Source organism: Actinoplanes sp. CA-051413 (genome assembly GCF_050955795.1).
In the GTDB taxonomy this organism is placed as follows: Bacteria; Actinomycetota; Actinomycetes; order Mycobacteriales; family Micromonosporaceae; genus Actinoplanes.
In genome coordinates this window covers 4,831,238-4,856,933 of record NZ_CP192100.1, presented here as the reverse complement: position 1 = coordinate 4,856,933, position 25,696 = coordinate 4,831,238, and the positions used below count along the sequence as shown (strand labels likewise).

The following is a 25,696-nucleotide window of genomic DNA, read 5'->3' as shown; positions in this document are numbered from 1 at the left end:
ACCACGGCCGATTTGATCTCCTGGCCGGTGGTGAGGGTGCTACGGAAGCGTTCATGCCGTTGACGCTCGCAGCCGGGACACCCGCCGCCCAGCCGGGTCACCGGCCGACCGGGGGTTCGGTTTTCTGGTACATCCGTGGCCGGCGACGTGGCGCCGGTCGCCTAGGCTCCGGCTGTGCGGATCGGTCGACGGCGCCTGGGCGCCGCCATCGCGGGAGTCCTGCTGGTCGTCGTGCTCACCCTGGGCGCGCTTGCTCTCGTACGGTGGAAAGCCGCCGGCGTCCCGCACGCCATCTCCCCGCCCGCCGGGGCGGTGGTCGAGTCCACGGAGTACGAGCGGGTCGTCCTCGACCGCGCCGGCATCATCGCCCGCGGCCTGCGCAACGACCGTGGGGCGGCGACCGTGCGCACCTACGCGATGCCGCCGGGGTCGACCTGGCTGCAGTCGCGGCAGATCGTCGCCACCCAGCTCGATCACTGGGAGCAGCTCGGCGACTGTGTCGACAACCCGCAGGCCCGGATCGTGGAGTGCGCCTGGCGGGAGCCGACCAGCTGGTGGCCGCGCGAGGTCCGGCTCACCATGATGCGCCCGGCGCCGAACCGCACCTTCGTGATCATCGGTTCCGGCCGGGGCGACTGAGGCTGTGCCGACCCGGCAACGCAGCCGATCACGGATCTGCCGGTCCGGATGTCACGGACGGCCGGCGCGACGCGCGAGCGGGACGGTCAGAGTTTGCGTCCCATCCCGGCTCCGATGATCTTCCCCGCGAAGGTCATCGGGTCGGGCACGACGTCGGTGGGGTCCGGGCGCCAGAGTGGGTTGTAGACGACACCCGGGTCCAGCAGTTGCGTGCCGGCGAAGAAGCCACGGATCTCGTCGAAGGTCCGGAATCGACCACTGCCCAGGTCGCTGAGCATGACCCGCTCGATCTCCGCGGTCTCTTCCCCGCCGTCGATGAAGTGGGTGATGAACAGGTGACTGCCCGGGGCGACGGCATCGCGATAGCGGGCGACGAGCTCAGCGGGGCGCTGGGTGTCGTCGAGGTGGTGCAGCACGGCGACCATCAACAGTCCGACCGGTCGCTCGAGCTCGATCAGGGCGCGCAGGTCGAGGTGGCTCAGCACCTCGTCCGGCTCGCAGAAGTCAGCGGTGATCACCGTGGTGTTCGGGTTCGCGTCCAGCAAGGCGCGGCCGTGGGTCAGGACCATCGGATCGTTGTCGACGTAGACGACGCCGGCCCGCGGGTTCAGTCGTTGCGCCACCTCGTGGGTGTTCTGCACCGTCGGCAGGCCTGCACCCAGGTCGATGAACTGGTCGATGCCCTGGCTGACCATGTACCGCACGGCGCGGCCCAGCACGGCCCGGTTGTAGAGCGGCACATCCGCCCCGCCAGGTGTGAGTTGCATGAGCTTGTCGCGGACCGCCCGGTCGACCGCGAAATTGTCCTTGCCGCCCAGCAGCGCGTCGTAGACACGAGCCACACTCGGCACCGTGGTGTCCACCCCGATCGGGATCTTGCGATCGGTGGTGGAGGTGTGGCCGGTGCTTTCCGACGCGATATCCACGGGCACTCCAGATCGGGACGCGATGACGGACAGAGTGTACTCAGGCCCCTGCGAGTCAGCAGTCGAAGACCGACCAGCAGATGTCGTTGCGCAGGCGCTGGTCGTCGAGGACCAGGTCGCGGATCGCGTCCGGGAGCTGGTCGCGTTGCCACCGGCACTCCAGTCGCCCGGCGGCTTCCCCCTCGGCCGCCCGCGCGGCCTTGATCGCGTACGCGGCCGCGCCGAGCTCGTGCGCGGCGACGTGGGCGACGACCGCGGCCTGACCGGCGGCGTACGCGGCGTGTCGGGCCGCACCCGCCAGGTCTCGGGCGGCTCCCATCGCGTGCCCGCCCGCCGCGCGGGCCTGCATCATCTTGACCTCGCCGCGGACCCAGGCCCGGGCGTGCTCGATCGCCTGGCGCGGTCGCGGGTCTGCGGGCCGGGCCGCCTCGAAGAACGGCAGGACGTGCTCCGCGCACGAGGCGGCCCACAGCGCGAGGAGCCGGTGGTCGGCGTCGGTGAGGGTTCCGCCCCGGCGGATCGTCATGAACCGGGGGTCACGGATCTTCGGCAGAATCATGAGGTCTGTCCGCCCTGGCGCAGGGCCCGGTCCAGGGCGCTCATCAGCTGCGCGACCCGGCTACGGCCGGCGGTCGCGGGTGGGTAGCGGCGCAGAACGTCGATCAGCGCCGGTGTCGCCCGGTGCAGAGACCGTTCCAGCAGCGCATTCCCGGCCGCGGGGTCGTCGCCGGCCGCCAGCTCCCCGATGCGCGCGGCACTGGCGGCCGCGCGCAGGATGTGGCCGACCTGGCCGGCTTGGGCGATGGGGTGCAGATACGCGGCCGACGCGGCGTCACCCGCGCATCGTGCGGCCAGCCGCGCCTCTTCGGAGGGCGCGGTACGGGCGGCTCGATGGGCGTCAAGGGAAGCGACGCGCTGCCATTTCGTCCGGCGGGCGCCGTTGATGAACGCCCAGCTGGCCTCGATGGCCCCCCGCGGGCGCGGATCGCCGGGGACAGCGTTCTCGAAGACCGGCAGGACGTCCTCGGCGTGCTGGACCACGTAACGCGCCACGACGCGCAGCTCGTCCATCGCCAGGTCGAAGTCCCCGGACACAGTGTCGGTGCTCAGTGCCATGTCCATGAATCGTATCGTTGAACCGCCGATTGAGACTTGGTCAGCGCGCGGGAGGCGTCGGCCGGTGGGTCCGGCGGATGTGCCAATCTGGACCGATGGCGACCGCCGGCGACCGCGCCGACCCCGGGGCGAAGGTGGAGTTCTGCCGGCGGCTCGGCGACAGCTGGCGGGACGTCGCCGATCTGATCGGCGTCCCCGCGCACGAACGCCGAAGCTTCAAGGACCGCGACGAGCCCCGCGAGCTGTGGGAGTGGGCCGAATCCCGGCGCCGGCTGCCCGACCTGCGCGATGCGCTGCCCGAGGCGGGCCGGGCCGACCTGGTCGAGCTGATCCGGCTCGACGATCTCGCGCCGGACCCACCCGCGCCACGGCACTACGCGCCGACCAGGGCGGCGCTCGACGGGGCGGGGATCGTGCCGCCGCAGCGCCGGTCGATCGTCGACGGCGTGTTCCTGCCGCGGATGGCCGAGGTGATCGACCGGCCCGCGGTCGTCGCCGTGGTCGCCGACGCCGGCATGGGCAAGAGCGTGCTGCTCGGGCAGCTGTACGACAGTGCCGCCGAGCGCGAGGACCTCGGGGTCGTCCTGCTCAGTTGCGCGGCCCTCGTCGGCGGCCGCCCGGCCGATGTCCCGGAGCTCGACCGGGCCGCCGGACAGGCCACCGGCTGCGGTGACTCGCTGCTCGCCGCCCTGGCCGGCCTGCGCGACGCGTACGGGCGGGTGGTGCTGCTGATCGACACGGTGGATCTGATCCTGGATTCGTCGACCGTGCCGATCCTGTCCCAGTTCCTCCGGCGGGTCGTGGACGCCGGGGTCGCCGTCGTATGCACCTGCCGTCAGTTCGAGTTCGAGACCTTCCTGCAGGGTGTGGACGGGCGGGCGCCGCTGCTGGCGGGACTCCTCCGATCCGTACGCCTGGACCCCCTGAACCGCGCGGAGGTCCGCTCGTTCGCCCGCGAGTTCCTCCGGCACGGTCCCGCCGCCGACGATCCGGAAGCGTTCGTGGACCGGCTGCTGTACCTGGGCGCGCGGCGCAGCGCGGTCCTGGAGATCTGCAGCAACCCGCTGCTGCTGTCGCTGGTGTGCGAGTTGTTCGCCCCGGCGGGTGAGCCGCCCGAGGACCTGACCGTCTCGCGGCTCTACCGGGCCTACTGGGAACGCAAGATCAAGGTGGATCGGGCCCGGCCGGCCGCGGATCCGGGCGCCGCGCCCGCGCGGGTCGAGGTGTGCCTGAACGCGGCCCGGTACCTCATCGCCGCCGCGACCACGACCTTCGTGGAGGAGTTCGAGGATGCCGACGTGGTCGGCGACGACCGCCACCGGGCCGCCCTCGACGGCCTGCGCAGCTCCGGCGTGATCGTCGGCGGGTCCGGCGACGACCGGCTGCGCTTCTTCCACCAGACCTGCGCCGAGTTCGTCATGGCCCGCTACCTGCTGCGCGACCTCGCCGCCCGGGAAGCGTTCCTGGCCACGCTGGACCGCGCCGGCGCCGACAGTCACCTGTGGCCCGTCATGACCCAGTTGCTTTACGCCACCGGCCGCGACGGCGACAGCGCCAGCTTCTCGGAGCTGCTGGACCGGCTCGACCCGCAGGTGCTGCGCGGCTGGCACGCGGCCGTGACGGCGTGCCTGGCCCGCGGGGACAGTGATGCCGTACGCCGGCTGGCCGCCACCGCGAAGGATCTGCCGGCCACCCACCAGGAGCTGTTCCTGGCGGGGCTCGCGACCATCGACGAACGCCTGGCTCTGACCTGCGTGGAGGTGGCGGCCGACCTCATGGCCGGGTGCGCGACGAGCGTGCTCAACCTCGCCTCGAACACGGCCGGCGCCCTGCTGGCCCGGATACCGTCCACCGAGCGGACCCGGGTGCTCAGCCGTCTGCTGGACGTCGTGGCTCAGGTGGGCAGTGGGCTGGACGCCGCGCAGCGCGAGAACCTCGGCCGGCACCTGCTCGTGCGGTTGCGACCAGGCGACCTGGACACGGCCGGGCTGGAGGTGCTGCGGGCCGCGTACCGTGGCGTCGGCCACCTGGGCCGCATCGAGATCGTCCGTCTTCACCAGGGCGCCGGGCCGGTGGAGCTGGCACAGCTGCTCGGCGCGGCCCTGTACCGCACGATGCCGGCGCCCAAGGTCTCACCCGCGCGGGACCAGCTGGTCGACGCGGTCGTCCAGGTGCTCGGCGACCCGGCCGCACGGGCGGTCCTGGGCTGGCCGGGATGGCGCGAGATGATGGTCCGGAGCTACCACCGGGGCTGGGACGACATCCAGTGCGCCGCGGTCGTGACGCTGACCGGCACCGTGGAGCCGGACGGCGCGCCGCGCATCGGTGACCTGCTGCCGCTGCTGTGGGACGACGACCAGCAAACCCGGCAGCGGGCCGTCTACGTCTGCGGCACCCTGGCGGAGCAGCGGCCGGTCGACGTCGCGGACGCCCTCGCGGCGCTGCCGGCTCCGCGGACGCGCGCTGTCGTGGAGGCCGCCCGGTCCCTCGCCAAACGGCTGGGCGACCTGCGCGAGCCCCAGGCCCGCCGCCTTGTCCACTGGCTACTTGCCGCCCTCGACCCCGACGAGCCCGAGGACGGCCCGGAGCCCGGGGACAGCACGGAGCCGGCGGCGGCGGACGCGCCGGCTGTCGAGCAGGTGCTGCAGGGAGCGGCGAACTTCGCCCGGAAGGAGATCCCGCTGCTGGCCTCCGTCCTGGGCCGGGTCGGGCAGGTGCCGCCCGGAAAACGGCGGGACCGGGTCCTGGCCGCGGTGCTGAACGCCCCGCCGCGTGAGATACCCGCGCTGGCCCCGGCATTGCGCGCCGCCCTCGTCCCCGGCGGCTCGCTGGAGCTGCAAGCCCGGCTGGCGGGCCTGCTCGCCCCGGTCGACGAGCAGGCCCGCGAGGAAGCCACCCGGTTCATGCTCGGTCCGGACGCCGCCCACGCCCGGGCCGCAGCCCGGCGGATGGCCGCCGCGGCAACCGCCTGGGACTGGTACGACAACGCCTACCTCGCTCACCTGCTCACCGCCCCCACCGACGGCGTGGTCGAAAGCGCCGTGGAGGTGCTCGCCGCGGGCCGGGAACGCGGGGAGCCGCTGGGCCCGGAGGTCCGCGCGGCACTGCGGAAAGCGCTGGCCGCGACGAACTCGTCCCCGGTGTGCGGCCAGATCGTGTCCATGCTGCGGCTCGACCCCGCCACCGACGGCCCGGCCGACGCCGCGTCGCTGCCGGAGACCGTTGACCTGATGGCGGCGCGAGCCCGCGAGCTGCCCCGCCGGGATCAGCAGGATCTGCTGGCCGCACTGGTACGCGGAGCCCTGGCCTTGCTGGCCGACGCGCTACGGGCGGGACTCGACGACGGGGCCGTCGACCGGATCCGGCTGCTGCTGCGGGATCTGCCGCTCGATCAGGTACGCCGCAGCGAGGAGCCGGTCCGCACCCTCTGCGCCATCCTCGACCTGCGAGTGCCCGGAGCTCTCGAGTCCCTGGCCGGAGTGGTCGGCGACTTCCCGGCCGGCGCCCAGCTCGGCCTGGCTCAGGCGGTGGAGCGCAAGTACGGGGTCGCCTCGGCCCTGTTCCGTGACCTCGCCACCCGGGACGGGGTGGACCCGCAGGTGGTGGCCTATGTCGTCGGCCGTCAGAACTGACTTCTGGCCCGTCCGGCCCGCTGGGCGTTCGAGGTGGGCAGGTCCGCGGACGCCAGCAGGGCCAGCTTGTCGGCGTCGCTGGAACCGGCGTCCGGGTGGTAGACGACGAGCATCAGCGCGTCGGTGCCGCCGATGCCCAGCCGTTCCCGGTTGAGGGTCAGCTCGCCGAGCTGGGGGTGGTTCATCCGGATCGGGGTGCCGCGCTGCCCGCGTACCTCGTGCCGGGCCCAGAGCTGGCGGAATCGCGGGCTGGCCAGGGACAGCTCCCCGGTGAGCTCGATGAAACGGGGATCGCCGACGTCGTTTCCCACGGCCTGCCGCAGGTTGGCGACGAAGCATTCCGTGACGGATTCCCATTCCGGGTGCAGGGCCTGCTCGGCCGGATTCAGGAACAGATCTCTGAGCTGATTGCCGCCCACCGCCAGGCCGGGAGAAAGCGCCCGGGCGAGGCTGTTCGAGGCCAGGATGTCGAAATACCGGTCCTCGATGAAAGCGGGCTGGATGAGGGAGTCGACGAGCTTGAGCACGCCGGGCGGCGGGGTCTCCTTGCGCGGCCGGCGCCGGCGCTGCCGGGAGACCTCGGCGACCAGCGTCAGCAGGTGAGCGAAATGGTCCTCGTCGAGGTGCAGGACACGGGCGATCGATTCGAGCACCTGCATCGAGGGGTGGCGATTGCGTCCCCGCTCCAGCCGCAGGTAGTAGTCGGCGCTGATGCCGGCCAGCATCGCGACCTCCTCGCGCCGCAGCCCCGGCACCCGCCGTACGCCCACCTCGGGGATCCCCGCCTGCTCGGGTGTCACCAGCTCGCGCCGGGCCCGCAGGTAAGCACCCAGGGGATTTGTCGTCTCGCTCACCGGGCCAGCTTAGAACTCGGCCCGGCCGGCAGAGGGGGTCCTGTCATTCCCCTGGCACGAGAGGGCTCTGGCTCGCCCGGGCAGCCGTGCATACCGTCGCTGACAGCCCCGATCGGGCAGCCATCGCGACAGGAGAAACCGACGAATGACCATCACACTGATCACCGGGGCCAACAAGGGCATCGGTTTCGAGACGGCCAGGCAGCTGCTGGACCTGGGTCACGTCGTTTATGTCGGCGCGCGTGACGCCGAGCGGGGTGAGAAGGCCGCGGCGACACTCGGCGCGCGATTCGTGCAACTCGACGTGACCGACGACACCTCGGTGCAGAACGCGCTGGCGACGATCGGCGCGGCCGAGGGCCGGCTCGACGTTCTCGTGCACAACGCGGGCATTCTCGCCAACGGCGATCTGGACGGACCGGCGGCGCTGCGGGCGTTCGACACCAATGCCGTGGGAATCGTCCGGGTCACCGAGGCAGCCCTGCCGCTGCTGCGCAAGTCGTCGAATCCCACGGTGGTCACCGTGTCGAGCAGCGCCGGTTCGTTCTGGGCGGTGAACAACCCCGAGCGGCCCGAGTACCACCTGCCGCTCGCGCTCTACTCCGCGTCCAAGACGGCAGCCACCATGCTCACCGTCCAGTACGCGAAGGCGCAGCCGGGCATCAAGTTCAACGCGATCGAGCCCGGGACCACCGCGACCGACATGACCGCGGACTTCGGCATCGGCCGTCCGGTGGCGGAGAGCGCCGCCTTCGTGGTGCGCTTCGCCACGCTGGGCGCGGACGGCCCGACCGGCACCTACCAGGACGAGAACGGGGTGCTGCCCTGGTGACCGGGCCGGGGCCCGCGGCTCAGCCCGCGAAAATCACGTCGTAGAACAGCTTGTCGCGCTGGTCGAGGGTGGACAGCAGGGTCGCCCGTTCGGCGAGGCGGCTGTTGGTCAGCTCGTGCGGGATGCCGGCGTACGTGTGGTCCCAGGTCGAGATCGCCGCCCGGCGCGGGCGGTCGTCGGGTGGCACCGCCGGCATGATCGCCTCGAAGACCTCGTCGGTGGGCGTGCCGTTGTGGCTGCCGTGATGCGAGACCTTGAGGAAGTGGACGGGCTTGAGCACGTTCTGCCCGGCCATCGTCCGCCAGCTCCGGATCTCCGCGTCGCCGGAGAAGAGCAGCCGCCAGCCGCGCCATTCCAGCGCGAAGACGATGCTGGTGTTGTTGGCCGCCTTGTCGATCGCGAAGAGGTTGTCGACGGCGCCGGCCCGGCGGGCCGCGACGAGTCCGAGGAAGGCACCCGCGTCGACACCCGCGGGCGGCAGCGGATCCGGCGCCGGCCGGGCGCGGCGTTCCTGCGGCCGCTCCGGTACGGCACCGGAGTCGAGCGGCAGCATCCGTCCGTAGTAGTCGGAGGTGTCCTCCTCCGGCGCCCAGACCGACAGCTCGGCCTCGCGGAACGGATGCAGGCCCCGCAACTTCGCCTCGCGGTGCACGTAGTGGGTCCGGGCCAGGTTGAGAGTCTGCAGGTACGCCACGCATTGCTTGGTCTTGGTCGGGTCGTTGTTGGCGAGCATGTCGAGCACTCCCGGCGCTGCCGCCGCGGCCGTACGGGAGGTCATCATCGCTGCCACCCGGCGGTACATGGCGTCGAAGGCCAGGCGCTGCTCCTTGGCTTTCGGGTGCTTGCCGTTGTCGTAGTAGTCGGGCGCGGCCGAGGCGGTCAGCCACAGGTGCCGGATCTTGAGCCGCTCCGCGAGTTTCAGGGCCGGCAGCCGTTCGGCGGCGTAGAACAGGCCCTGGACGTGATCGAGGTGCTCGTGGGTCATCACGTACAGGTCGAGCGGGTGACCGTCGAGCTGGTCCAGGATGTCGCCGACGACGGCCTCGAAGACATCGTCCTCGCCGCCGCGGCCGGTGCCCGCGACCTTGGGGGCGTTGCCGACGTCGATCAGGATCCGCCGGGTGACGGTACGCCCGGTGGCCGGGTTCCGGTCCGGGACGGTCACCAGGATGGCGTCACCGAAGCGGACGTTGTACATGCGGACGACCAGGTCCTCGGACATCAGCGTTCTCCGGCCGTGATGTGCAGCATCCGGGCCATCCCGTGCACGCGCAGGACGCCGGAGGAGACGTCCGCCTCGATCGCACCGTGCAGCGGCGACGGGCGGCTGACCGGCGCGGCGGACACGTGCAGCTGCTCCCGTTCGATCAGGTCCTTGAGCATCGCGTCGGTGGCGTCGCGGTCGGGCTGCGAACGGGTGGAGGTCAGCAGTGCGCGCACGTACGGTCCGGCCGGGCGGTCGAGGCCGATGGCCAGGGTGGTGCCGGCGCGGTACCGGCGCCGGCCGGGCAGGCCGCCCGCGGAACCGTTGTCCTCGGTGCCGGACCACGAGACCTTGAACAGCACCTCGCGGACCATGCTGTCGCCGTCGCGGTGGTAGTACTTCTTGGTCACGTCGAGGCGGGGACGCACCTCGAACGGGGTGTCCGGCGGGATCCCGAGCCACCGGCGGTTGCGCTGGGCGAACCGGTAGGCGGCGAAGTCGGAGGCGATGAGCCCGGGGATGTCGGCCTCCCGGACGGCCCGGTGGGTGAAGTCGGTCCGGACGTCGAGAGCCTTCGGCGTGGGCACGATGCCCCGGGTGAGGCACTCCTTCACGAAGCGCGTGCGGACCTGGGGGTGGTCCGGGTGCGAGGCCTCGTCCGCGGCGAGCACAGCCCGCACGAGGTCGGCGAAACTGACGTCGCCGGGCGGCAGGTAGTCCAGGCCGCGGATCAGCATCCGCTTGATCTGTTCGGCCGCCTCGAACAGCGCCTTCGGCGCCACGGCATGCCTGCGGAGCTCCTCGTACGTGTGGACCAGCACCCGGTAGAAAGCGCCCGACAGCACGGTGGAGAGCAGGTGCGGGTCGTGATCCGGAACGCTCTTCATGGAGGCGCCGCTGTTCAGGTTGCGCAGGTGGTGGTGTTGGAGGTCCAGCGCCATGGCGAACTCCTCGGCCAGACCGCTGAAGACGTTCGTGTCGTCGATCCGCCCCTGGGAATCGGCGAGGACGCGTTCGGTCAGTTCCTTGCAGCGCAACGAGACGAGCAGCGACGCGAGGTCGGCGACCGCCTCGTGGATCGCCAGCGACTGCGGTGAGATCGCGGAGTACAGGTCCGGGGCGATGCCGTCGAGCAGGGCGTGCGCGGTCTCGTGGGCGACGATGTCCTGCGAGTTCGCGGTACGGACCCAGGTGCCGGGCCGGTGCACGACGGTGAACTGGAAGAACTGCAGGCTGTGCGAGTCACGCTCGTAGTAGGCGTTGGCCATCTCGCCGGCGCGGGGCACGACCAGCAGCTGCGGGCCGTCGAAGGCCCAGTCGACGGTGCGGCCGAGCGCGTCCCGCTCCTCGAACATGGTGATCGTCTTGTGCACCGCGCCGAACACCGACACCGCGGTGGCGATGGTGTCGACGTCCTCGGCGTCCAGGCTCACCGGGCGCGGCACCTCGTAGGAGCCGCGCTTGGCCCGTCCCTTGGGCGGGACGAACCGGGCGGCCGGCGCCAGGGCTCCGCTCGCGGGCTCGAAGTCGAGCACGGCGACCCGCGGTGAGATCGGGCCGTCGAGGAACAGGTCGGCGTCGACGGTGATCTGCTCGGTCGGCTGGATGTCCTTGTACCGGATGACGACGGGGTCCTTGACGATCACGGGAACGCTCACCCGCATGACGCACCTGCCTCAGGAGATCGGTAGTCGGCTCGGCTTGGCGAGGGTGGGGTCGACCCGGCTACGCAGGGCGGTGTCGGTGATCGCGTAACCCCAGTTGATGAGGGCACGCTGGGTCGGCTCGTCGAGGCGCGACAGCCCGGTGGGGACCGTCCGGGCCCGTTGCACGTCCGCCTCGGCGATCGCCACGGGGTCGGCCAGGGGATAGTCGGCCGGGTTCGTCCGGAGCCCCCAGTAGGCCCCGTCCCGGAGGTCCCGCTGGTACGCGGAGATGAGCTGGATCTTGCGCAGGGCCCGTACCTGGCTGTCGACGATCTCCAGGACGCGGATGCCGTGCCGCGCCCAGTCGCGTCCCGGGGCCGGTTCGGCGTCGAACTTTCCGCCGCCGTCGCTGACCAGCAGGCGCCGGCAGCGGTACCAGGCGGTCTGGAGTCCGAGGTTGTCGTACACCCCGCCGTCGGAGAGCCAGACGGATTCACGGAACGCGGCCGCCTGATTGACCCCGCCCGGCACGGCTTCGAACTGTCCGGACGGCGTGATCCGGTGCGGGGACAGCACCGGCGGGAACGCGCTGGAGGCGGCGACCGCGTCGGCCAGCGGGATGGTCGGATCCCGCCACAGGCCGACGGTCCAGTCCCCCGCGTACGGGCGGGAGAAGCGGAACAGTTTCCCGGTCTGCACGTTGGTCGCGTTGATGACGAACCGCGGTCCGGCACCGTCCTCGGGCAGCGACCGCAGCGTCGCGCCGTGGAACAGATATCGGTCGTAGGCCTTGGCGACCGTCTCGGCCACGGTCCGGCCGGGCAGCAGCACGCCGGTCAGCACGGACTTCTTGTCGATCGACCGGCCGGCCATCGCGCGCAACGGGGTGACGACCCGGTCGGTGAACTCACGGGCCACGCCGCCGGGCCCGAAGTCGAGGTCACGCCAGGCCAGGGCGAGCACGGCCGCGGTGATCGACCCGCCGGACACGCTCGACACCCGGTCGAGGGTGCGCAGCAGGCCGGTCTCGTTGAGCCGGATCAGCGCCCCGGCGTGGAAGAGCATCGCGCGGTAGCCGCCACCGGACAGGCACAGGGCGGTGCCGCTGGTGGGCTCGGGGCGGGCAGCAGGGTCGCTGATCGGCAACGAGGCCGCTGACACGGTGGGTGTGGAGTCGGGCATGGTGGCACCTGCCTGGGCCAGGTGTGCGCTGCTGCAGCGTCAGAATACGTCTCGGGCCGGCCGGCGACGCCGGGCCGGACAGTCGGATAGGTGACCCGCTGTGACCGGTTCAGGGCAGTCTGATGGTGAAGGTCGTACCGCTGCCCGGGGTGCTGTCCACCTCGACGGTGCCGCCGTGCGCGTCGGCCAGCTTGCGCACGATGGCCAGCCCCAGGCCGCTGCCGCCGGTCGCCCGGCTGCGGGACTCGTCGGCGCGCCAGAAGCGGTCGAAGACCTTCGGCAGGTTCTCCGCGGCGATGCCCACGCCGGTGTCCCGTACGGTGATCGTCGAGCCCTGCGCGCCCACCGTGACCGAGCCGCCGCGCGGGGTGTAGCGGATGCCGTTGGACACCAGGTTGCCGACCATCTGACGCAGCCGTACCGGATCAGCCGACACCACCGGGTCGCCGTCGACCTCCATCGCCAGCCCCACGCCGGCCGCGTGCGCGGGCGCGCGCTGGCTGTCCACCGCCTGGACCAGCACGTCCCGGACGTAGGTCGGTTCGGGGTGGATGCGCAGCGTGCCGGCGTCGGCCGCGGACAGGTCGCTCAGGTCGTCGATGATGTGCTGCAGCAGCACCGCCTCCTCGTGCAGCAGCTCGAGCAGCTGCCCGTCGGTCGGGGCCAGGTCGTCCTGGGCGGCCTCGAGCCAGCTGCGGATGTTGGTCAGCGGGGTCCGCAGCTCGTGGGCCACGTCGCTGACCATGGCCCGGCGCTGGGCCTCGGCCCGGTCGCGGCGCTCGGCCGAGTCGTTCAGCGCGCGGGCCAGCCGGCCGATCTCGTCCTGGGTGGACACCCGGGCCGGGGTCTGCCGGTCGGCGGCGTCGGTGAGGGCGCGCAGCGGGCGGATCAGGCGGCGGCCGACCAGCACGGTGATGAGGATGGTGGCGAGCAGCACGCCGCCGGTGGTCGTCACGATCCGGATCGTGTTCTGCCGGGACAGCGTGAAGCGGGTCTGGTCGGAGCCGGTGTCCGGGTCGGTGACGAACAGCAGGGCGGGCGGTGCGACGTACGGCTGCAGCACGGCCCGCCGCGACTTCTCGACGCAGCCGCGGATGCGGGCGGTGGCCCGTTTGTTGCCGAGGTCGAACAGCTCCCGCGGGCTGAGCGCGGGCGCGACCTCCGGGTCCTTCAGGTCGGCGGGGTCGACCTTCTGCACGTACGTCGAGAAGTCGGGCCACACGCCGAGCTCGTAACCCGGCGGCGGGCCGGCGCAGCGGGTGACCAGCGCACCCAGCTTGCCCAGCGGCTTGGCCTCGGCCCTGGTCAACGCGGGCATCTTGGTGGCGCAGGCCGCCGTGACCTTGTCGGGGCCGTTCACCGTGAGCGCCGGCCGGCCGTTCGGCAGCTCGTTGATCCGGCCGTCCGAACCGATCCGGCGCACGCAGCTGAGCTGATCCTCGGCGATCTTCCGCAGCTCGGCCCGTTCGCCGGCCGGGAGCCGGAACGGGCCGACCGCCCGCTCGTCGATGCGCTCGGTGCCCCCGGTCAGGGCCAGGTCGAGGTTGAGCGGGTCGACGGTGGCCGACGGCCGGGCGGCCACCAGCGACGGCCCCGGGCCGGAGTCGGCGATCACCACCCGGTCCGCGGTCATCAGCGTGATGCGGCGGCCCAGCTTGGCCGAGCGGGCCCGGATCAGCGCCGGCGCCCCGGACCAGTCGGCGTGGGTCGCCGCGTAGCCGACGAGCATGTCGTACACGCCCTTGTCCTCGGTGAGCGAGCGGCCCTGCTCCTGCCGGATGGCGCGGGTGGCGGTGCTGGCGGCCAGCCAGGCCGTCGCCGCGGTCGCGGCGATCGCGATCAGCACGGAGGTGACCAGCAGCCGGGTCACCAGGCTGTGCCGCAGCGGCACCCGGCCGCGGCTCATCCGGTCTCCGCCGCGCCGGCGGACAGCCGGTAGCCGACGCCGTAGACGGTGATCAGCTGGCTGGGCCGCTGCGGGTCGGTCTCGATCTTGCGGCGCAGGTTCATCACGTGCACGTCGATGGTCCGCTCGGTGGAGCTGCGGTCGATCCCGCGGGTGTGGTGCAGCAGCTGGGCCCGGGTGAACACCCGGTCCGGCTGTTCGGCCATGGCGGCCAGGATGGCGAACTCGCCGCGGGTGCACTCGACCGGCTCGTCGCCGACGGTGACCTGGTGCAGGGCCGGGTCGACGCCGATCCGGCCGATCCGGCGCAGCCCCGGACCGGCCGGCGCCGGGGCGCCCCGCGACGCCCGCCGCAGCAGCGTCCGCACCCGGGCCATCAGCTCCCGCGGGCTGTACGGCTTGGTGAGGTAGTCGTCGGCGCCCAGCTCCAGCCCGAGCAGCAGGTCCTCCTCGGCCGTGCGGGCGGTCAGCATCAGCACCAGCACGTCCGACTCCTCGCGCAGCGTGCGGCACACGTGCAGCCCGTCGAGGCCGGGCATCATGACGTCGAGCACCACCAGGTCGGGTCGCCGGCGCCGGGCCTCGTCCAGCGCGGCCCGGCCGTCGTGCACGACGTGCGCGTCGTGGCCGGCCGCGGTCAGGTAGCGGCGCACGACCTCGGCCTGGCGGGGATCGTCGTCGGCAACCAGGACACGGGCACGCATGGCGGCGATGATAGGCCCGCCGGGCACGCGCGGCGGGATCCTCGGCGATACCTGACAGCTTCCTAACGATCTCCGGCGACGCTCGTCGGCATGCATCCGAAGCTCGACTCCCCGACCGAGGTGATCCCCCTCGTCCCGGACCCGCCCCGGCGGCGCCGCGGTGCGGTGAAATGGCTGGCCGGAGGCCTCGTCGTCGCGGTCCTCGCGGTCGTCGCCGGGGTCGTGCTGACCCGGCACCGGGCGTCCGGGAAGCCCGCGGCGCAGGCGCCCTCGGCGGTCGAGACGGTCAAGCTGGAGCGCCGGGACCTGTCCACCACCAAGCAGCTGAACGGCAGCATCGGTTTCGGGGCGCCCCGCCCGCTCTCCGGACACACCGAGGCGACGGTGACCTGGCTGCCGGCCGTGGGCGCCACGATCAAGCGGGGCAAGCAGCTGTTCCGGGCCGACGACAAGCCGGTGACGCTGTTCTACGGCAAGATGCCGCTCTACCGGCCGATCGCCGGGCGCAACCTGGTCGGCCGGGACGTGCGGATCATCGCGGACAACCTGCGGGCGCTCGGGTACGGCATCGGCCACCAACCGGCGCCGGGCGAGCGGGTGACCCGGCCGGCACCGTCATCCCCCACGCCCGCCGCCGGCAAGGCCCCGCAAGCCGGCACGAAGGTCCAGGTCAAGTCGGGCGAAAGCGTCCTCACCACCGGGCTGGCCGCGGCGATCAAGAAGTGGCAGCAGGACCTCGGCCGGCCGGTCACCGGGCAGGTGGCGGTCGGCGACGTCGAGGTGCTGCCCGGCGCGGTCCGGGTCGACTCGCTCGCCGTGCAGCCCGGGTCCCCGGCGAACGCCCCGCTGATGTCGGTCACCTCCACCCGCAAGGTGATCACCGTGCCGGCCGAGCTCGGCGACGCCGCCGTCCTGGAACGGGGCAAGCGCGTGACCGTGAGCCTGCCCGACGAGCGTACGGTCAAAGCCAAGATCTCCTCGGTCGGCCGCACCCTCGCCGCCCCCGAGGGTGGCGTGGCCGACAGCGCACCGACCATGACCGTGTCGGTGACCGTCGACGACCCGAAGGCCATCGCCGGCCTGGACTCGGCGGACGTCCAGGTGAACGTGGCCGGCCGGACCGTCGAGGACGTGCTGGCCGCGCCGGTCGAGGCGCTGATCGCGCTGACCGAGGGCGGTTACGCGGTGCAGGGCCCGCAGGGACTGGTCGCGGTCGAGACCGGGATGTTCGCCGACGGCTGGGTCGAGATCAGCGGCGACGGTCTGGCCCCGGGCACGGACGTGGTGGTCGCGTCGTGACGGACGAACCCGTGCTGCGCGTCCGCGACGCGAGCATGCGCTATCCCGGCGGCGTCACCGCCCTGGACGGGGTGAGCCTGGACATCGCCCGGGGCGAGATGGTGGCCATCGTCGGCCCGTCCGGGTCGGGCAAATCGACCCTGCTGAACATCATCGGTACGCTCGACCGCCCCACCTCGGGCACGGTCCGGATCTCCGGGCAGGACGTGGCCACCCTCAGCGACCGGCACCTGTCGGCGCTGCGGGCCCGCGAGATCGGCTTCGTCTTCCAGCAGTTCCACCTCACCGACGGCCTCAGCGCGGCCGAGAACGTCGCCACCGGCCTGCTCTACGCCGGGGTGCCCCGCCGCCACCGCGGGCAGCGGGCCCGGCACGCGCTGGCCCGGGTCGGCCTGGCCCACCGCGCCGGGCACCGCCCGCACGAGCTCTCCGGCGGCGAACGGCAGCGCGTGGCGATCGCCCGAGCGCTGGTCAACCAGCCGTCGCTGGTACTGGCCGACGAACCGACCGGCGCCCTGGACACCACCAACGGCCAGGCCGTGCTGAGCCTGCTGCACCGGCTGAACGAGGAGGGCACCACCATCGCGCTGATCACCCACGACCGGGATATCGCGGCCTCGCTGCCACGGCAGATCGAGATCCGCGACGGGCGCCTGGTCCGCGACGCCGGGGCGGTGCACCGATGAGCCGTGCTTCGGTCCGCCCGGCCCGGCTGGCCCCGATGGATCTGCTCGCGCTGGGGATGATCGGCCTGCGGACCCGGCCGGCCCGGGCCGCCCTGTCCGGGCTGGGCATCGCGATCGGCATCGCCACGATGATCGTGGTGACCGGCATCCCGGCGTCCAGCCAGGCCGCGCTGGTCGACGAGCTCAGCGCCCTGGGCACCAACACGCTGCAGGCGATGGCGCTGCCCGACGTCGACCCGCCGGCCCGGTTGCCGGAGTCGGCGGTGGCCATGGTCCGCCGGATCGGCCCGGTCACCGGCGCGAGCGCGGTCGCCAACACCCACACCGTGGTACGCCGCAACGACCGCACCGACCCGAGGGACGGCTCCGGCCTGACCGTGCTGGCCACCCGGACCGACCTGCTGCCCATCATCAACGCGCGGATCCGGTCGGGTGCCTGGCTGACCGCGGTCACCGAGAAGTTCCCGGCCGTGGTGCTCGGCTCGGTCGCCGCCGACCGGCTGGGCATCACCGGGCTGCCGGCCGGTGCGCCGTCGCCCCAGGTGATGATCGCCGACCGGAGGTTCACCGTGGTCGGCATCCTGGCCACCACGCCGCTGACCCCCGACATCGACCGCTCGGTGCTGGTCGGCTGGCCGTCGGCGAAAACCGAGCTCGCCTTCGACGGCCACCCGACCGTGCTCTACGTGCGCAGCGACGAGTCCCAGATCGAGGCCGTACGCGACGTCCTGCCCGAGACCATCTCGGCGGAACGGCCCGGCGCGGTGATGATCACCCGGCCGTCCGACGCGCTGGCCGCCAAACGGGCCACCGAACGCAGCTTCTCGGTGCTGTTCCTGGCCCTGGCCGGGGTGGCGCTGGTGGTCGGCGGCATCGGCGTGGCCAACACGATGGTCGTCTCGGTGCTGGAACGGCGCTCCGAGATCGGCCTGCGCCGCGCGCTGGGCGCGACCCGCGGCCAGATCCGCGGCCAGTTCCTCACCGAGTCAGTGGTGCTGGCCACGGTGGGCGGACTGGCCGGCACGGTCCTGGGCCTGCTCGCCACCATGGGGTACGCGGCCTGGCAGGACTGGCCGCTGGTGGTCCCGGCCCGCTCGGCGGTGCTCGGGATCGGCGGGGCGATCGTCGTGGGAGTGCTGGCGGGCGTCTATCCCTGCGTACGGGCGTCGCGCCTGACCCCGACGCAAGCGCTCGCCACCGTCTGAACGGGCGGGCGGCGGCCGGGGATCCGGCCGTCGCCCGGCACGCTACTTCTTCGCCTTGGCCGCGACCTCACGCTCGCACTCGGGCATCAGATCCAGGCCCTTGCTGATCGAGCGGCTGTCGTTCTGGTCGCCGCCGAGCGCGATGTCGATGCCGTTGTCGCCGGTCGCGACGAACTTCACGCCCTTGCCCTTCAGGCACTTGACCACGTCGCGGGCGAAGTCCCGGGCCTCCGGGTTGGCCGGGTCCTTCTCCCACGGCGGCAGCGGGTAGTACAGCGGATTGCAGATCCGGTCGGCCGCCTCGGCCTTGTCGGCCAGCTTGGTGATCGTCTTGGGGTCCGGCTGCTCGTTGTCCTTGTACCACTCCCGCTTGGGCAGCGCGCCGTGCTCCTTGAGGCACTTCTCGTACGGCCCGAGCATGGCCTCGAACTCCTCGGACGTGCCGTCCAGCCGTTCCCGCGGGCGTTCCGGTTTGGCCGAGGCGGACGCCTTGGCCTCGGGGCTGGCCAACGTGGCCACCTTGGACGACTTGTCGGCGGCCGGCTCGGACGATCCACAGGCCGACAAAGCCGCCAGCGCCACGACCGTCACCAGCAGCGGGTGACTTCTCCGCATCGGGTTGCCTCTCTCTCCCGCGCCCGGGACGGTCCCGGGCGCAAGGAGCCTGGCAAGCCGAAGTCAGGAACGTGTCAGGTTGCTCGCCGGGTCATCGGAACCTTGGTGCGTTCGCGCCTGCGGTCGGCGATGTGGTGGCCCGCAGCTCGGCCAGCAAGCCGTCCCGGTCGGCCAGGACCGCGCCGAGGATGCGCCGGCCGGCGGCGAGCAGATCCGCGACGGCGGGCGTGCTGAGCGCGTACAGGACGAGACCGTCGTCGCGGAAGGAAGCGACGACGCCGGCCCGGCGCAGGACCGCGAGGTGTTGCGACAGGGTGGACGATTCGACGTCGATCTCGGCGAGCAGGTCACGCACCGGGAGCGGGCCCGCCTGCAGCAGCTCGTACCACCTGATCCGGCCGGTCACGGGTGGGTCCGGCAAGGGCCTGTTCATGTACCTGGCGCTGAACCGGGACCGCGCGAACCTGGCCATGGCCCGGCACCGGCTCCGGTCCATCGAGCGGACCCTCGAACTCTGACCGGGGCGCCTACGCCGGGTCGGCGTGCAGGTCGCGCAGCAGCTCGGCCTGGCCACTGAGGACACCGGACAGGATCTGCCGCGCCACGGCCAGCAGCTCGGCGACGTGCGGGCTGGTCAGGGCGTAGTACACGGTGGATCCCTCCCGGCGGGTGACTACCAGGTTGGCCCGCCGCAGCACGGCCAGCTGCTGGGACAGGTGGGCGGGCTCGATGCCCACCTCGGGGAGCATCTCCGCCACGCAGCGCTCGCGTTCGCTGAGCAGCTCCAGCACCCGGATGCGCGCGGGATGACCGAGCGTCTTGAAGAACTCGGCCTTCAACTGGTACAGCGGTCGGCTCACCGTCACCACCTCGGTCCTCAGTCCCCCGCCGGCACGCGGCGGGTCGCGGTCGCGGCCTGCGCTGTGCTGATGCTTCCACGACGGTCACCGCGCGGGCGACCGCGGGTCCACCGGTGCCCTGTGACTATCGTCTTGCGTAATTGCTAATGTTGGCAAGTCGCGAGATGACGTGGCAGTGGCCGGCGTGAGATGAGGGTGCCGTGGGCGGGTCCGTGCCTTTCGTCCGGCTGCTTCCGCAGCGCGCCGACTGGGTGGCGGTGCGCCGCGCGCCGCGCGCCGACCTGGTCGCCGGGCTGACGGTGGCCGTGGTGGCGTTGCCGCTGGCACTGGCCTTCGGCGTCACGTCGGGACTGGGAGCGCAGGCCGGGCTGGTCACCGCCATCGTCGCCGGCGCGGTCGCCGCCGTGTTCGGCGGCTCGAACCTGCAGGTGTCGGGGCCCACCGGGGCGATGACGGTGGTCCTGGTGCCGGTCGTCGCGCAGGTCGGCGCGGCCGGGGTGCTGATGGTCGGCGCGATGGCCGGGGTGATCCTGATCGGGCTGGCGGTGGCGCGGCTCGGCCGCTACGTGCGGTACCTGCCCACCCCGGTGATCGAAGGCTTCACCGCGGGCATCGCCGTGGTCATCGCCCTCCAGCAGGTGCCGGCTGCCCTCGGCGTCTCCGGCGCGCACGGCGACAAGGTGTGGGCGGTCGCCGCCGACGCGGTGACCCGCTTCGCCCGCCACCCGCACCCGGCCGCCGTCGCGGTGGCTCTAGGCGTCGCGGCCTTGATGCTCCTCGGGGCCCGGGTACGCCCCGGCGTCCCGTTCTCCCTCGTCGGAGTGGCCGCCGCCACGATCCTGGTCGAGGTCACGCCCATCGCACTGCCCAGCATCGGTCGCCTGCCCGCGGGCGTACCGGCTCCGTCGCTGGACTTCCTCGACCTCGGCGCCGTGCGAACGCTGCTGCCCGCCGCGGTGGCGGTGGCGGCGCTGGCCGCGCTGGAGAGCCTGCTGTCGGCCACGGTCGCCGACGCCATGACGGTCAACGAACGCCACGACCCCGACCGCGAACTCTTCGGTCAGGGGCTGGCCAATCTGGTCTCCCCCGTGTTCGGCGGGATCCCCGCGACCGCGGCGATCGCCCGCACCGCGGTCAACGTCCGCGCCGGCGCCCGCTCGAAACTCGCGTCACTGACCCATGCCGCCACGCTGGCCGTCATCGTGCTCGCGGCGGCCCCGCTGGTGGAGCACATCCCGCTGGCCGCGCTGGCCGGGGTGCTGCTGGCCACCACCGTCCGCATGGTGGAGGCGGCGTCGCTGCTCGCGCTGGCCCGGTCCACCCGCCGCGACGCGTTGGTGCTGGTGCTGACCTTCACCGTGACCGTGGCCTTCGACCTGGTCACCGCCGTGGTGGTCGGTATCGCCGTCGCGATCGTCCTGGCCCTGCGCGCGGTGGCCCGCACCGCCCGCATCGAACAGATCCCCCTGGAGCAGGGCGATCACAGCTCCGAGGAACACGCCCTGCTGGCCGAGCACATCGTGGCCTACCGCCTCGACGGACCGCTGTTCTTCGGCGCGGCCCACACGTTCCTGCTGCAACTGTCCGAGATCACCGACGCCCAGGTGGTGATCCTGCGCATGTCGCGGGTGTCGACCGTGGACGCCACCGGGGCGCACGTGCTCGGCGATGCCATCGCCCGGCTGCAACGACGCGGCATCACCGTGCTGCTCTCGGGCATAGCGACCAGCCACGAGGAGGTGCTGAGCACGCTCGGCGTCGCCGAGCACCTGCGCCGCGACGGGTACGTGTTCGCCGACACGCCCAGTGCTATCGCGTACGCCCGCAGCCACCTCCTGCAGCACCGCCTGCCACCCTCGAACTGACCCTGAGTTCGAGCAGTTGCTCGGTCCGGCGGCGGCCGAAGCCCGAGGACGTGCCGGTGATCCTCCTGCACGGGCAATCGACCAGGGACCGCCGGGCCGCGGTCGAAAAGGCGGTGGCCGGGCTGGTCCGGGCGCTGTGACGGGCCGAGGTCAGACGTCGACGGTGGCCCGATCCTCCTCCGCCGGTTGCTGGGCCCGGATGAGACTGGCCACGCCGACGTCGCGCAGCTGACCCATCACGAACGCATCGACGTTGACCAGCGCGAAGGAGATACCGGCCCAGCTGACCGCGCGGTGGCCGTCCAGCAGCGCCGCGATCCCGGCGGCGTCGAGCACTCGGACGTCGGCAAGATCGAGCAGGATCGCCTCGGGCGCCCACCGGACGATCGCCGCCCGCACCGCCCCGGGGATCTGCTCCGGATTCTGATAGACCACCGCGCCGGACAGAGCCAGCACGACGGTTTGATCGAGCAACTCAGCGCGCATCAACAATGACACCCGTCGACGATGGCACAAGGTCACGTTCCGGTCCAGTCGAGGTCACCAAAAGTGATGGGATGGGGTGGCGGGAAATGCAGCGGTGGCGGGACCGGTCCTGGCGGTACCGTCCACCGCATGAAGGCCGCCCGGGCGTCACGCTTCCGCGATCCGACGTCGGACTACTCCCTGTACAACCTGGCCGGGCACCCGATCGACGTGGTGTGCCCGCGCTGTGCCGCGCACGCCCAAGTGATCGCGGATCCGGCCGCCGATGAGCTGCCGACGACCCGGCCGCGGCGGCTGGTGTGCCGCGCGTGCGGGCACACGGCGACCTGGTCGCCCCGGAACCGCTCGTCGTGCTGGGGTGCCACCGTCGACCCGTTCTTCCGGCAGCCGCTGTGGCTCACGGCGACCGTGCGGGGGCATCGGCTGTGGGCGTACAACCGGGCCCATCTGGACCTGCTGGCCGAGTTCGTCGCCGCTGACCTGCGTGAGCGCGGCCCGTACGGAGGATGCTCGATGTCGTTGATCGAGAAGTTGCCGGCGTGGCTCAAGTCGCGCCGCAACCGTGCGGACATCCTGGCCGCGGTGGCGCGGCTGCGGGCCCGGGAAGCCCGATGACCACCTTCCGGCTGCTGCGCCAGACCGGGCGATCGGCGCGCTTCGCCCGGGTCAGTGTCGAGGTGGCGCCGTCGGAGACGGCTTCGGTCGAGGTGATCGTGGACGTCGACGAGCACCACCGCAGGGAGGCTGAGCTGGGCGCTCGGTGCGCTCTGCAGGATCAGCCGGCCCGGGTGACGGTGACCGAGGTGTTCACCACTGACATGGACACCGGTACGGGCGACGTCCACGAGGCGACGGCCCGCGCTGTGGGGCAGGCGCTGGGCGTTGACCGCTCGGTGCCGTACGCCGGTTTCGGTGATCCGCAGATGATCTCCGCGTGGCTGACCAGCAGGATCGGCCTGCGGCTCGACGCGGCGACGGAGGCCCAGCAGTCGTCCGGGCTGGCTGCGTGGTTGCTGCTCGCGAACGACTTGCCGATCGGGCTGCACGGCCGGGGCGATCAGCTCCGGCTGGTGCGGGATGATCCGTTCCCCTCGGACGGCCCGACCGACGGTGTCCTGTCCAGGTTCGTCGGGCAGCGGTTCAACGCCGGGGCTGTGATCCCCGCGCCGGACGGCGAGCCGGGCTGCGCCGGGCTGGTGCTGCGCTTCGGGGACGACGACCTCGTCATCGGCCCGCAGGGCCTCCGCGCCGGCGTTCAGCCGTCGTCGAGCCACCTGGAGTGGATTTCCTCGTAGCGCAGCGGGTCGACCGCGGCCGGGTCGTCGAGGAGTTCGATCAGCAAGGCGCCGTTCGGAAGCCGACGCGACCTGGCGGTCACTTCCGGCGGTGGTGGTGCTGTCAGGTGCTGGCCCGGACCGAGATAGGCCCACCAGCCGAGCTCTGGTGGCCGGCCGGGACCTCTGAGCTGCCAGACCTGCTCACTGGACCACTCGTCAAGGATGCGGCCGGCGTGGGCGTCGAGTCGTTGGGCGGCAGCGAGCCACAGGTTGGTCAGGCGAGCGTGCAACTCGCGGAAGGTGTCGGCCTCCGGCACCGGGCTGCGATGGCAGAAGACAGAGTCCAACGTCCACACCAGTGTGCCGTCGTCCCAGCTCAGGTAGATGTCGACCGCACCGTCGGCCCAGAGCTGCCCGTGCTCTCCACCCGCTACCTGGGCGGCCAGTGCGACCTCCGGGTCCTCGACCGTTCGGAGATGCGCCTCGGGTTTGCTGAAGAGGTTGATCAATCCGTCCGGACGCTGCGGGCGCAGCTGCCGCTCGGCGGCCAGCGCATACAGCTCGCGAAGAGCAGGTTCGCCGGCCGCCGGCACCTGTAATTCCCACGTCCAGTCCGAGCCCACGACAGCATGGTGCCAGCCGCGACGAGCGCAAGCGGTCGTGGCACCATCGACGGGCGGCCAGGACCCACGACGAGGAGTATCGCGGTTGAACCACACGCAGACACGGGAGCTCGCGGCCCGGCTGATGCACCAGCACGGGCTCACCGGCTGGCGGCTGGTGCTCGACAACGCCAGGACGCGGGCCGGGGTCTGCCACTCCGACCGTAAGGTGATCGGCCTCTCGCGGCACCTCATGAGCCTGTACTCCCCGGAACAGGTCACCGAGACCGTGCTGCACGAGATCGCGCACGCCCTCGTCGGTCCGCGGCACGGTCATGACCGGGTGTGGCGGGCGGCGGCGCGGCGGATCGGTTGTTCGGGGCAGCGGTGCATGCCGGCCGACGCACCGAAGGTTGACGGGGCGTGGGAGGGAGTCTGCGCGGCGGGTCACCGTACGACGGCTCATCGCCGGCCGGTCCGGGTGCGCTCGTGTGCCGTCTGCTCCGCGGCCTTCGACCTGGCCGCGCTCTACACCTGGACCTACCGGGGAGAGCCGGCTCCGATGCATCCTCGCTACACGGCCGAGCTTGCGCGCCTGCGCGCACCCCGGCCCGAGCCGGTGCCCGTCGAGCTCAGGGTGGGCGACCGGGTCCGGCTGACCGGCGCAGGACGGTACGCCGGGCTGGCCGGCACGATCGTCAAGCGGGGACGCAGCCGCTACCAGGTGCAGACCAGCGCCGGCATGCTTAGCGCCGCGTTCCCGTCGGTGCAGCCACTGACGCGCGACTGACCTCCGGCTCAGGCTGGTTTGTGCTGGACGGCGACGACACCCGGCATGCCCTGGACCTCCCGCACCAGCGCGGGGAAGTCGCTCGCCACGTCCAGGTCGACGGGGAAGAAGTACGGCAGCCCGGCGACGGCGTCTGCCTGTACCGGCCCGCCGTCGCAGTAGGTGTCGCGGAACTCGGCGGCGTTCGGCTCCCAGATCATCCCCTGGGTGTCGCCCGCCCAGCTCCGGCGGATCGCCGCGGTGATCAGGTTGCGCTCGTCGGGCGTGGAGGCCGGATCCACGTACACGTGGGCCAGCAGGCTGTCCCGGGTCTCCTCCGCCGGGGCCTCGGCCGGCACGCCGGGCGCCGGCCGGCACGCCGCCCTGACCGCGGGCAACGCGGCCGGCGACGACGGCAGGACGATCGCGGTGACCAGGGCGGCGACCACCACCGCCAGGCCGGCGAGGACGGCCCGGGGACGACGGCGCAGCGCGGCGGTGGCCGACCCGCGCGCCCGGCGCCAGATCACGCTCCGGCTCAGGGCCACGGCCCCGGCGAGGAACAGCAGCAACGCGGCCGCGAGGGCGGCCAGCACGGTCGTGAAGAGTCCGAGATAGGCGACGCCGCCCCACCAGGGCGACGCGCCCGGCGGGTCCGGCGGGGTACTGATCACCATGGCCGGCAACGACATGACCAGCATGCCGACGGTCAGCACGCCCGATACGGCCGCGCCGCCCGCGACCCCGGAGAGGGTCCGGCTCACCCAGGCGCCCAGGAACCAGGCGAGAAGCGCGCCCAGCACCGCACCGGCCCACCCGGCCGTCGCCGCCCCGGGCGAACCGCCGCGGCGCAGCGTCACCTGGACACCACCGTCGGAGTCGTACGCCGGAAACCCCGTCAGCAGCGAATTGTCGTACCCGAGCACCAGGCCGGAGCGGTCCGCCCAGAACGTCGCCCCGGTGCCCTGACCGCCGTCGACGTAGTTCTCGGGGCCGGTGAGCGTGAAGTCGTGCACGTCCCATCCGGCGGCGACGAGCCGGTCCCGCGCCGCGGCGCTGTAACCGCCGACGTCGCGGGTCGCGTCGTTGTGGCGCACCCAGTAGGTCGCGTAGCCGTACTCGATGCCCTCCCCGTCCGGCTGCGAGACGACCGGATCGGGATCGCCGCCGCCCCACACCTTGAGCCCGGGCAGCACCGTCCCGGTGATCTGCGCCGCGGCCGCACCGCTGGGCAGCTCGGGGGCCAGCTCCAGGCCCACGCGATGGCCCGCGGCGCCGCCGTACCAGGCCCCGACCAGGGCCACCAGAGCGACAAGAATGACCGCGGGCCCGCGGCCCGGGAGACCAGGGAGGACGCTACGGACGCGTCCTTTCGGGAAAGCCATGGTCGA

25 protein-coding genes are annotated in these 25,696 nt (G+C 72.5%); 10 read left to right on the top strand and 15 right to left on the bottom strand.

Annotation, left to right across the window (positions count from 1 at the left end; translation table 11 throughout):
* The first annotated feature begins 174 nt into the window (after positions 1–174).
* Positions 175–639, top strand: coding sequence for a hypothetical protein (locus ACQP2Y_RS22935; RefSeq protein ID WP_433731520.1), 465 nt, complete (start codon positions 175–177; stop codon positions 637–639).
* A gap of 86 nt (positions 640–725) precedes the next feature.
* On the opposite strand, the gene ACQP2Y_RS22930 is transcribed toward ACQP2Y_RS22935, so the two are convergent.
* The 3 genes from ACQP2Y_RS22930 to ACQP2Y_RS22920 are packed head-to-tail and all read right to left on the bottom strand — an operon-like array spanning position 726 to position 2,687.
* On the bottom strand, positions 726–1,565 hold the full coding sequence (locus ACQP2Y_RS22930; RefSeq protein ID WP_433731518.1) for an SAM-dependent methyltransferase: 840 nt from the start codon (positions 1,563–1,565) through the stop codon (positions 726–728).
* A gap of 55 nt (positions 1,566–1,620) precedes the next feature.
* Positions 1,621–2,124 carry a putative immunity protein gene (locus ACQP2Y_RS22925; RefSeq protein ID WP_433731516.1) on the bottom strand — a complete coding sequence of 168 codons (504 nt, stop codon included), beginning with the start codon at positions 2,122–2,124 and terminating at the stop codon, positions 1,621–1,623.
* Positions 2,121–2,687: a putative immunity protein gene (locus ACQP2Y_RS22920; RefSeq protein ID WP_433731514.1), complete on the bottom strand. Its 567-nt coding sequence runs from the start codon at positions 2,685–2,687 to the stop codon at positions 2,121–2,123. The genes ACQP2Y_RS22925 and ACQP2Y_RS22920 overlap by 4 nt, the downstream gene beginning before the upstream one ends.
* Before the next feature lie 89 nt (positions 2,688–2,776).
* Between ACQP2Y_RS22920 and ACQP2Y_RS22915 the strand changes: the two genes are divergently transcribed.
* Entirely contained in the window at positions 2,777–6,313 is a 3,537-nt protein-coding gene (locus ACQP2Y_RS22915) for a hypothetical protein (RefSeq protein ID WP_433731512.1), read from the top strand.
* Here ACQP2Y_RS22915 and ACQP2Y_RS22910 read toward each other — a convergent pair.
* Positions 6,304–7,167, bottom strand: coding sequence for a helix-turn-helix domain-containing protein (locus ACQP2Y_RS22910; protein WP_433731510.1), 864 nt, complete (start codon positions 7,165–7,167; stop codon positions 6,304–6,306). The genes ACQP2Y_RS22915 and ACQP2Y_RS22910 overlap by 10 nt on opposite strands.
* A 145-nt stretch (positions 7,168–7,312) precedes the next feature.
* Between ACQP2Y_RS22910 and ACQP2Y_RS22905 the strand changes: the two genes are divergently transcribed.
* Positions 7,313–7,999 carry an SDR family NAD(P)-dependent oxidoreductase gene (locus tag ACQP2Y_RS22905; RefSeq protein ID WP_433731508.1) on the top strand — a complete coding sequence of 229 codons (687 nt, stop codon included), beginning with the start codon at positions 7,313–7,315 and terminating at the stop codon, positions 7,997–7,999.
* Between the two features lie 19 nt (positions 8,000–8,018).
* On the opposite strand, the gene ACQP2Y_RS22900 is transcribed toward ACQP2Y_RS22905, so the two are convergent.
* The 5 genes from ACQP2Y_RS22900 to ACQP2Y_RS22880 form a co-directional block, all read right to left on the bottom strand.
* Complete coding sequence (locus tag ACQP2Y_RS22900) at positions 8,019–9,221, bottom strand: hypothetical protein (RefSeq protein WP_433731506.1); 1,203 nt, start codon at positions 9,219–9,221, stop codon at positions 8,019–8,021.
* Positions 9,221–10,861 (bottom strand): hypothetical protein, encoded by a 1,641-nt coding sequence (locus ACQP2Y_RS22895; RefSeq protein WP_433731504.1) that lies wholly within the window; start codon positions 10,859–10,861, stop codon positions 9,221–9,223. Before ACQP2Y_RS22895 ends, ACQP2Y_RS22900 begins: the two co-directional genes overlap by 1 nt.
* A gap of 18 nt (positions 10,862–10,879) precedes the next feature.
* Positions 10,880–12,031, bottom strand: coding sequence for a patatin-like phospholipase family protein (locus ACQP2Y_RS22890; protein WP_433731502.1), 1,152 nt, complete (start codon positions 12,029–12,031; stop codon positions 10,880–10,882).
* Between the two features lie 109 nt (positions 12,032–12,140).
* The gene (locus tag ACQP2Y_RS22885; RefSeq protein WP_433731500.1) at positions 12,141–13,937 is read right to left on the bottom strand and encodes a sensor histidine kinase; all 1,797 of its coding nucleotides are present in this window, start codon (positions 13,935–13,937) and stop codon (positions 12,141–12,143) included.
* Entirely contained in the window at positions 13,934–14,641 is a 708-nt protein-coding gene (locus ACQP2Y_RS22880; protein WP_433731498.1) for a response regulator, read from the bottom strand. Before ACQP2Y_RS22880 ends, ACQP2Y_RS22885 begins: the two co-directional genes overlap by 4 nt.
* A 90-nt stretch (positions 14,642–14,731) precedes the next feature.
* On the opposite strand from ACQP2Y_RS22880, the gene ACQP2Y_RS22875 reads away from it, so the two are divergent.
* From ACQP2Y_RS22875 to ACQP2Y_RS22865, 3 genes are read left to right on the top strand one after another with little or no spacing between them, the layout of a single operon-like run.
* Positions 14,732–15,940: an efflux RND transporter periplasmic adaptor subunit gene (locus tag ACQP2Y_RS22875; protein ID WP_433731496.1), complete on the top strand. Its 1,209-nt coding sequence runs from the start codon at positions 14,732–14,734 to the stop codon at positions 15,938–15,940.
* Positions 15,941–15,975: 35 nt separating this feature from the next.
* On the top strand, positions 15,976–16,626 hold the full coding sequence (locus ACQP2Y_RS22870; RefSeq protein WP_433732033.1) for an ABC transporter ATP-binding protein: 651 nt from the start codon (positions 15,976–15,978) through the stop codon (positions 16,624–16,626).
* Positions 16,623–17,831 (top strand): ABC transporter permease, encoded by a 1,209-nt coding sequence (locus tag ACQP2Y_RS22865; protein WP_433731494.1) that lies wholly within the window; start codon positions 16,623–16,625, stop codon positions 17,829–17,831. The genes ACQP2Y_RS22870 and ACQP2Y_RS22865 overlap by 4 nt, the downstream gene beginning before the upstream one ends.
* 42 nt (positions 17,832–17,873) lie before the next feature.
* On the opposite strand, the gene ACQP2Y_RS22860 is transcribed toward ACQP2Y_RS22865, so the two are convergent.
* From ACQP2Y_RS22860 to ACQP2Y_RS22850, 3 genes are all read right to left on the bottom strand, one after another.
* Positions 17,874–18,446, bottom strand: coding sequence for a hypothetical protein (locus ACQP2Y_RS22860; protein WP_433731491.1), 573 nt, complete (start codon positions 18,444–18,446; stop codon positions 17,874–17,876).
* 91 nt (positions 18,447–18,537) lie between these two features.
* Positions 18,538–18,879: an ArsR family transcriptional regulator gene (locus ACQP2Y_RS22855; protein WP_433731489.1), complete on the bottom strand. Its 342-nt coding sequence runs from the start codon at positions 18,877–18,879 to the stop codon at positions 18,538–18,540.
* A gap of 94 nt (positions 18,880–18,973) precedes the next feature.
* Positions 18,974–19,306, bottom strand: a complete 333-nt coding sequence (locus ACQP2Y_RS22850; RefSeq protein WP_360552734.1) for an ArsR/SmtB family transcription factor — start codon at positions 19,304–19,306, stop codon at positions 18,974–18,976.
* 212 nt (positions 19,307–19,518) lie between these two features.
* On the opposite strand from ACQP2Y_RS22850, the gene ACQP2Y_RS22845 reads away from it, so the two are divergent.
* The gene (locus ACQP2Y_RS22845) at positions 19,519–21,171 is read left to right on the top strand and encodes a SulP family inorganic anion transporter (protein ID WP_433731486.1); all 1,653 of its coding nucleotides are present in this window, start codon (positions 19,519–19,521) and stop codon (positions 21,169–21,171) included.
* Positions 21,172–21,321: 150 nt separating this feature from the next.
* Here ACQP2Y_RS22845 and ACQP2Y_RS22840 read toward each other — a convergent pair whose 3' ends face one another.
* Positions 21,322–21,657 (bottom strand): STAS domain-containing protein, encoded by a 336-nt coding sequence (locus ACQP2Y_RS22840; protein ID WP_433731483.1) that lies wholly within the window; start codon positions 21,655–21,657, stop codon positions 21,322–21,324.
* Positions 21,658–21,786: 129 nt separating this feature from the next.
* On the opposite strand from ACQP2Y_RS22840, the gene ACQP2Y_RS22835 reads away from it, so the two are divergent.
* Both ACQP2Y_RS22835 and ACQP2Y_RS22830 read left to right on the top strand, forming a co-directional pair.
* On the top strand, positions 21,787–22,272 hold the full coding sequence (locus tag ACQP2Y_RS22835; RefSeq protein ID WP_433731481.1) for a hypothetical protein: 486 nt from the start codon (positions 21,787–21,789) through the stop codon (positions 22,270–22,272).
* Positions 22,269–22,952 (top strand): hypothetical protein, encoded by a 684-nt coding sequence (locus ACQP2Y_RS22830; protein ID WP_433731479.1) that lies wholly within the window; start codon positions 22,269–22,271, stop codon positions 22,950–22,952. The genes ACQP2Y_RS22835 and ACQP2Y_RS22830 overlap by 4 nt, the downstream gene beginning before the upstream one ends.
* Here the strand turns inward: ACQP2Y_RS22830 and ACQP2Y_RS22825 are convergent.
* The gene (locus ACQP2Y_RS22825) at positions 22,913–23,557 is read right to left on the bottom strand and encodes a hypothetical protein (RefSeq protein ID WP_433731477.1); all 645 of its coding nucleotides are present in this window, start codon (positions 23,555–23,557) and stop codon (positions 22,913–22,915) included. The two genes, ACQP2Y_RS22830 and ACQP2Y_RS22825, sit on opposite strands and share 40 nt — an antisense overlap.
* Before the next feature lie 85 nt (positions 23,558–23,642).
* On the opposite strand from ACQP2Y_RS22825, the gene ACQP2Y_RS22820 reads away from it, so the two are divergent.
* Positions 23,643–24,326 (top strand): SprT-like domain-containing protein, encoded by a 684-nt coding sequence (locus tag ACQP2Y_RS22820; RefSeq protein ID WP_433731475.1) that lies wholly within the window; start codon positions 23,643–23,645, stop codon positions 24,324–24,326.
* Between the two features lie 8 nt (positions 24,327–24,334).
* Here ACQP2Y_RS22820 and ACQP2Y_RS22815 read toward each other — a convergent pair whose 3' ends face one another.
* Complete coding sequence (locus tag ACQP2Y_RS22815) at positions 24,335–25,690, bottom strand: hypothetical protein (RefSeq protein ID WP_433731473.1); 1,356 nt, start codon at positions 25,688–25,690, stop codon at positions 24,335–24,337.
* Between the last annotated feature and the right edge of the window lie 6 nt (positions 25,691–25,696).

Bases quoted from the DNA above. Each gene is read 5' to 3' on its own strand.
- ACQP2Y_RS22855 (WP_433731489.1), bottom strand. From the start codon at position 18,879: ATGAACAGGCCCTTGCCGGACCCACCCGTGACCGGCCGGATCAGGTGG.
- ACQP2Y_RS22915 (WP_433731512.1), top strand. From the start codon at position 2,777: ATGGCGACCGCCGGCGACCGCGCCGACCCCGGGGCGAAGGTGGAGTTC.
- ACQP2Y_RS22925 (WP_433731516.1), bottom strand. From the start codon at position 2,124: ATGATTCTGCCGAAGATCCGTGACCCCCGGTTCATGACGATCCGCCGG.
- ACQP2Y_RS22905 (WP_433731508.1), top strand. From the start codon at position 7,313: ATGACCATCACACTGATCACCGGGGCCAACAAGGGCATCGGTTTCGAG.
- ACQP2Y_RS22830 (WP_433731479.1), top strand. From the start codon at position 22,269: ATGACCACCTTCCGGCTGCTGCGCCAGACCGGGCGATCGGCGCGCTTC.
- ACQP2Y_RS22885 (WP_433731500.1), bottom strand. From the start codon at position 13,937: ATGAGCCGCGGCCGGGTGCCGCTGCGGCACAGCCTGGTGACCCGGCTG.
- ACQP2Y_RS22865 (WP_433731494.1), top strand. From the start codon at position 16,623: ATGAGCCGTGCTTCGGTCCGCCCGGCCCGGCTGGCCCCGATGGATCTG.
- ACQP2Y_RS22920 (WP_433731514.1), bottom strand. From the start codon at position 2,687: ATGGACATGGCACTGAGCACCGACACTGTGTCCGGGGACTTCGACCTG.
- ACQP2Y_RS22860 (WP_433731491.1), bottom strand. From the start codon at position 18,446: ATGCGGAGAAGTCACCCGCTGCTGGTGACGGTCGTGGCGCTGGCGGCT.
- ACQP2Y_RS22875 (WP_433731496.1), top strand. From the start codon at position 14,732: ATGCATCCGAAGCTCGACTCCCCGACCGAGGTGATCCCCCTCGTCCCG.
- ACQP2Y_RS22880 (WP_433731498.1), bottom strand. From the start codon at position 14,641: ATGCGTGCCCGTGTCCTGGTTGCCGACGACGATCCCCGCCAGGCCGAG.
- ACQP2Y_RS22870 (WP_433732033.1), top strand. From the start codon at position 15,976: ATGCGCTATCCCGGCGGCGTCACCGCCCTGGACGGGGTGAGCCTGGAC.
- ACQP2Y_RS22835 (WP_433731481.1), top strand. From the start codon at position 21,787: ATGAAGGCCGCCCGGGCGTCACGCTTCCGCGATCCGACGTCGGACTAC.
- ACQP2Y_RS22815 (WP_433731473.1), bottom strand. From the start codon at position 25,690: ATGGCTTTCCCGAAAGGACGCGTCCGTAGCGTCCTCCCTGGTCTCCCG.
- ACQP2Y_RS22840 (WP_433731483.1), bottom strand. From the start codon at position 21,657: ATGCGCGCTGAGTTGCTCGATCAAACCGTCGTGCTGGCTCTGTCCGGC.
- ACQP2Y_RS22900 (WP_433731506.1), bottom strand. From the start codon at position 9,221: ATGTCCGAGGACCTGGTCGTCCGCATGTACAACGTCCGCTTCGGTGAC.
- ACQP2Y_RS22890 (WP_433731502.1), bottom strand. From the start codon at position 12,031: ATGCCCGACTCCACACCCACCGTGTCAGCGGCCTCGTTGCCGATCAGC.